The sequence below is a fragment of the Paenibacillus sp. TAF43_2 genome (assembly GCF_052113545.1).
In the GTDB taxonomy this organism is placed as follows: domain Bacteria; phylum Bacillota; class Bacilli; order Paenibacillales; family Paenibacillaceae; genus Pristimantibacillus.
Genome location: NZ_JBFRDK010000276.1, coordinates 1 through 5,292, shown reverse-complemented (window position 1 = coordinate 5,292; position 5,292 = coordinate 1). Strand labels below are relative to the sequence as shown.

Here is a 5,292-nt window from a genome sequence, read left to right as displayed (position 1 = left end):
GAAGTAGTCGGCGTTGAGATTCGCGGCAAAGACCACTTGCTTCAGTTGATGCAAGAGTTCTCTCATGCCAAGAGGGAATATGACCGTTTTGCCGAAGCGCTGGAAATGGTCAAGACAACTGGATACGGCATTGCAGCACCGACACTTGCGGAAATGGCACTCGACGAGCCGGAGTTAATCCGCCAAGGTTCACGCTTTGGGGTTCGACTGAAGGCAACAGCACCATCCATCCATATGATCCGCGTCGACGTGGAATCGGAATTTGCTCCGATTATCGGCACGGAGAAGCAAAGCGAAGAGCTTGTAAGATACTTAATGCAAGACTTTGAGAATGATCCAATCAAGATTTGGGAGTCTGATATATTCGGTCGTTCCCTGCATTCAATTGTGAGAGAAGGCATTCAAGGCAAAATTGCAATGATGCCGGATAATGCCCGCTACAAGCTGCAGGAAACGCTCGGACGTATTATCAACGAGGGCTCCGGCGGATTGATTGCTATCATTCTGTAGTTGATCGATACTAGAATACGAATAAGCCGCTGCCGTAAAGGGAGCGGTTTTATTTGTTTTGCAGGAAATGCAGGTTGGCACTTGAAATTGGCAAACGGCTGTATTACTATAGGTTTGTTCGGTTAAAAGGTATATTTTTGAAGTTTTCCGTTAATAAGAGGGATAAGATGAGAGTTTATATGCTTACACCAAAAAAAAGTACATAATGCACTTTGGAGGAGGTGAAACAATGAACAAAACAGATTTGATTACAAAAGTAGCTGAATTGACTGATCTTTCGAAGAAAGATGCAACGAAAGCAGTTGACGCTGTTTTTGATGCGATATCCGATGCGCTGCAAAGCGGGGATAAAGTCCAATTGGTTGGGTTTGGTAATTTCGAAGTTCGCGAGCGCCAAGCACGTAAAGGCCGCAATCCGCAAACTGGAGATCCTATTGAGATCGCAGCAAGCAAAACGCCTGCATTCAAACCAGGAAAATCACTCAAGGACCTCGTATCCAATTAAGCATACTCCAGCTTAACTGCATTGACGCCGATGTTTGGCGGCAAGCATCCATATGCCACGGAATATAAGCATGATTTTGCTGCTTATCATTCGGCCTAATTTCGCTCGAACGGGATACCGTTCGGGCGTTATTTGTTTATTTGCATGATAGAATGGATTGCACAAACGTTACACATCCACTATAATTCACATGGATAGTATGGAATTACGGATGCGGAGGGATAACGATGGAGCCTACACATGGCGAGTACATTGTCGTAAAGGCAAAAGATCAAGGCGTTCAAGTCATCGGATTAACACGCGGGCTTGACACAAAATTTCATCATACGGAAAAGTTGGATAAAAACGAAATTTTAATTTGCCAATTTACCGATCATACTTCAGCTATAAAAATTCGAGGTAAAGCGGTTGTGATGACGAAATACGGTACGATGGAAACCGATCAGTAACAACGAATGTGCAAAGCAGGCTATGCCTGCTTTTTTTTGCCTGCCTGCATTCCGAATAATCATCCTGCACCGCTCGTACAATGAGAGATGGGACTTTATATTCATGCGGTTCGAATGAATTTAAAGGTTAAGGTGATAAGTTAATATTCGGAGGTGCAGAGTGAACATCGGAAAACCACTTCTAACAGCTTGTGTGACTGCGTTAGCAGCTACATTATTATTTACTTGGCTTCCTCATGCAGGATGGCAGCATTCGGCAAATCGCGGCGACGTGGCTGTTTTTCGCACGACGCCGGTCGTAAGGCTCTCCAACAACAATATAGTAGATGTGCTCATTGCAACTCAGCTTCATGAGCGGTTGAATAAGGCGGAATGGAATAACGGCGTTTTATCGATCGATATGCGGGTAAGCACCATTGAAGGCCGGCCGGCAATTTGGTTCTCGGATGTTGAGAAGCTTCTTCGTGTCTCATTCATACAGCTAGAGAATGTGAAACGTATTCTGATTCGAATCATTGAGGAGCAAGCGGAAGGCGATGCTTTGCTAGCTGCTGTTGATGTGCGGAAAACCGACGATTGGCTTATTTCGGAGCTGGACCATCTTGCGCAAGCGGATCCTGTGCATGATGAGCTGTGGAGAAAGAGGCTGAGAGTTAGCTTTACTTCGGCCTGGGAAAAACGTTTTGGACCAGTATCGGGATTTACTGTAAAGCCTTCCTCCATTTCGCAGCAATAAAGGTGATGTATATTGCAATTTGTTGAACAAGCAGGCTCAATCATATGTTCTTTAGAATAAGTTGTGCTATAATAGTTTAGATTATTGAGCGGCGATTTGCGCTTCTCTGTTCGGAGGCTTCCCCAATGAGAACATACCGTATACCTGAAATAGCTCAAAAATATGTGAAATATGACATGATCGAGGAGCATACGTCTCTTCCTGACTTAGCGAATGCAAGGCTTCGCTTGCTACACGCCTTCCTGAGCCAGCAAGCGTCGCTACAGACCCACAGTGAGCTCTACACGCTCGTCGTATCTCTCGTTCAGCTAGGAATGGATACGCATGATTTAATCGACACACACCAAGAGCAGCGCTCTGAGCCGGAGATGCGTTCAAGGCAGCTTAAGGTGCTGGCAGGGGACTACTTTAGCGCGACTTTTTATCAATTGCTCTCGCAAGCCGGCGAAATTGAGATGGTTTCCAAAATCAGCAGCGCGGTTAGTGAGGTCAACAGACTAAAAGTTAATCTTTACGTTCGAATGAGGCAGCTTAAGATGACCTCAGAAGAATATTTAGGTCTTGCGGTTCAGCTTAAGAGCACGTTGTTCCAGATTTTCACAGAGGTGCTGGAGGGCGAGCTTTCTCGCGTCTGGCCAGGGATTCTGGATGGCATTAGCCGGTGCGAGGTTATAGTTGATGAAATCAAGCGCAGCGAGAACCCAGCTACGTTTGATAAAAGCTGGTCCTATTGGCATATCATGCAAGCGGGGTCAGAAGATGAACGCCTGCAGCTCTCTCAGCGTATGTTTGAACCTGCATTTATTAACAGTTTGGTGGAAAAATATAAGGTGCGCAGCCAGCTTATAGCGAAGCTGAAGGTCTCAGCAGATTCAGTGAAGGTTTTGGCTGGTAAGCTGGAATCGGACAAGTTGCTCGGAGAATTGACGACTATCGTCGATAATCTATTGAACGAAAAAACCGATTACACGCCTGCACTCAATTAGACGAGGTGACTTGCAAGGGTGGATACGAACTCCAAGAGCCATGTGCATGGCGTATTTGAGCGGATTGCTCCAAAATACGATTTGATGAATGATCTGATCAGCTTTAGAAGACATAAGGCATGGCGGAAGTTTACGATGAAAAAAATGAGCGTTGCAAAAGGACAAACAGCACTTGACCTTTGCTGCGGCACTTGTGATTGGACGGTTGCTCTTGCAGAAGCGAGCGGTACTGGACAAATCGTAGGACTTGATTTTAGCCAAAACATGCTTGATGTGGGTGCTGTCAAAGTAAACAAGATGGGCTTGAATAAGCAAATTACATTAGTCCAAGGAAATGCAATGAGCTTGCCGTTCGAGGATAATTCCTTTGACTATGTTACGATTGGATTTGGTTTGCGCAATGTTCCTGATTATTTACAGGTACTGAAGGAGATGCACCGCGTTGTTAAACCAGGCGGTTTAGTTGTATGTTTAGAGGTATCCAAACCAACCYGGCAGCCATTTAAATCGATGTACAACCTTTATTTCGAACGTATATTGCCAGTTATGGGCAAAGTGGTAGCCAAAAGCTTCAGTGAATACAAATGGCTGCCCGAATCACTGAAAATGTTTCCCGGTCGACAGCAGCTTGCTGAGCTGTTTGAAGAAGCGGGTCTTCATCAGGTGAAGGCATATCCTCTGACCGGTGGAGTAGCTGCGCTGCATATGGGGACAAAGGAGAAGAAATAGCAATGATTCGCAAATTACGCATTATTTTGGAAATGATTAAGTTTGAACATACTGTGTTTGCTTTGCCTTTCGCTTTTATGGGAGCGATTCTAGGTGCAGTAATGATGGAGCAGCGCCTTCCTTCATGGGGGGAGATCGGCTGGGTAACACTTGCGATGTTTGGTGCTCGAAGCGCTGCTATGAGCTTGAATCGACTGATAGATAAGGCTATCGATTTACGCAATCCACGTACTGAAAAAAGAGCACTTCCGGCTGGCTTGCTTAAATCAGCAGAAGTCATGTTATTTATCATTGTTTCCTTCGTTTTGTTGTTTGTGGCAACTGCGAACTTGGCACCAATCGCAATGAAACTTATGCCAATCGCGGTAGCTTTGCTTGTTCTTTATTCTTACACAAAACGCTTTACATGGTTATGCCATGTTGTGTTGGGATTAACAATTGGACTCTCGCCCCTTGGCGGCTGGGTTGCCATAACAGGTCAATTTGATCTAGCTGCTTGGATATTATATATTACCGTTTCTTTATGGATTGCTGGGTTTGATATTATTTATGCAACGCAGGATTTTGAGTATGACCGCAATGCTGGCTTGCATTCAATTCCAGCTCGGTTCGGTATTAAAGGGGCAATCTGGATTGCAAGGTCCTTTCATGTCGTTACGGCAATTGGCTTTATAGCATTGTTTTGGCTGACAGACCTTAGCTGGATGTACTTGCTTGGTACTTTGATATCGATTTCGCTTCTGTTCTATCAACATTGGATGGTACGGCCACACGATTTGTCGCGCGTCCAAACTGCTTTTTTTGGAATGAACGGTACATTAAGCGTCGTGCTTTTTCTGTTTGTTATCGTTGATTTATTGGTTATTCACCAATGGTAGACGGCCGCAACGAAACCAACTGGACGAATCGATGGGTAGTAGGCATTACAGGAGCAAGCGGTTCAATTTATGGAATCAGGCTTATTGAAGTTCTCCTTCAGATGAAATACGAGGTTCATCTCGTCATAACAGAAGCTGGTTGGAGAGTACTAAAGGAAGAACTAGGCTTTGAGACGACTCGTCGTTCAGCCGCTCTTGAACAACGTTTTGGCGAGGCTATCGCGGAAGCAAGACTAGTTTTTCATCCCAATGCGGATATTGGCGCAAGCATTGCAAGCGGCTCTTACCGGGTTCAAGGAATGGTTATTGTGCCGTGCTCGATGGGGACGCTTGCGTCGATATCGCACGGCATTTCCGATAATTTGATGACTAGAGCCGCCGATGTTATGTTGAAGGAAAACAGGAAGCTGCTTATTATCCCAAGAGAAACGCCGCTTCATGCGATTCATCTCGAAAACATGCTGACGCTGGCTCGTCTTGGTGTTAGGATCATACCGGC

8 protein-coding genes are annotated in these 5,292 nt (G+C 45.2%); all 8 read left to right on the top strand.

Features of this window, described 5'->3' with window-relative positions:
• A partial coding sequence (locus AB4Z17_RS31725) for a stage IV sporulation protein A (protein WP_441964277.1) occupies positions 1 to 510 on the top strand: 510 nt, incomplete at its 5' end.
• Between the two features lie 202 nt (positions 511 to 712).
• Positions 713 to 1,015, top strand: coding sequence for an HU family DNA-binding protein (locus tag AB4Z17_RS31720; protein ID WP_441883526.1), 303 nt, complete (start codon positions 713 to 715; stop codon positions 1,013 to 1,015).
• A 227-nt stretch (positions 1,016 to 1,242) separates the two neighbouring features.
• On the top strand, positions 1,243 to 1,464 hold the full coding sequence (mtrB, locus tag AB4Z17_RS31715) for a trp RNA-binding attenuation protein MtrB (RefSeq protein ID WP_054024369.1): 222 nt from the start codon (positions 1,243 to 1,245) through the stop codon (positions 1,462 to 1,464).
• 160 nt (positions 1,465 to 1,624) lie between these two features.
• Entirely contained in the window at positions 1,625 to 2,200 is a 576-nt protein-coding gene (locus AB4Z17_RS31710; protein ID WP_441964275.1) for a hypothetical protein, read from the top strand.
• Between the two features lie 125 nt (positions 2,201 to 2,325).
• On the top strand, positions 2,326 to 3,186 hold the full coding sequence (locus AB4Z17_RS31705; RefSeq protein WP_441964273.1) for a heptaprenyl diphosphate synthase component 1: 861 nt from the start codon (positions 2,326 to 2,328) through the stop codon (positions 3,184 to 3,186).
• An 18-nt stretch (positions 3,187 to 3,204) separates the two neighbouring features.
• Complete coding sequence (locus AB4Z17_RS31700; protein ID WP_441964271.1) at positions 3,205 to 3,915, top strand: demethylmenaquinone methyltransferase; 711 nt, start codon at positions 3,205 to 3,207, stop codon at positions 3,913 to 3,915.
• A 2-nt stretch (positions 3,916 to 3,917) separates the two neighbouring features.
• Complete coding sequence (locus AB4Z17_RS31695) at positions 3,918 to 4,793, top strand: UbiA-like polyprenyltransferase (protein ID WP_076271344.1); 876 nt, start codon at positions 3,918 to 3,920, stop codon at positions 4,791 to 4,793.
• Positions 4,787 to 5,292, top strand: a 506-nt coding sequence (locus AB4Z17_RS31690) for a UbiX family flavin prenyltransferase (protein ID WP_441964269.1), incomplete at its 3' end; no start/stop codon positions are given. The genes AB4Z17_RS31695 and AB4Z17_RS31690, both read left to right, overlap by 7 nt.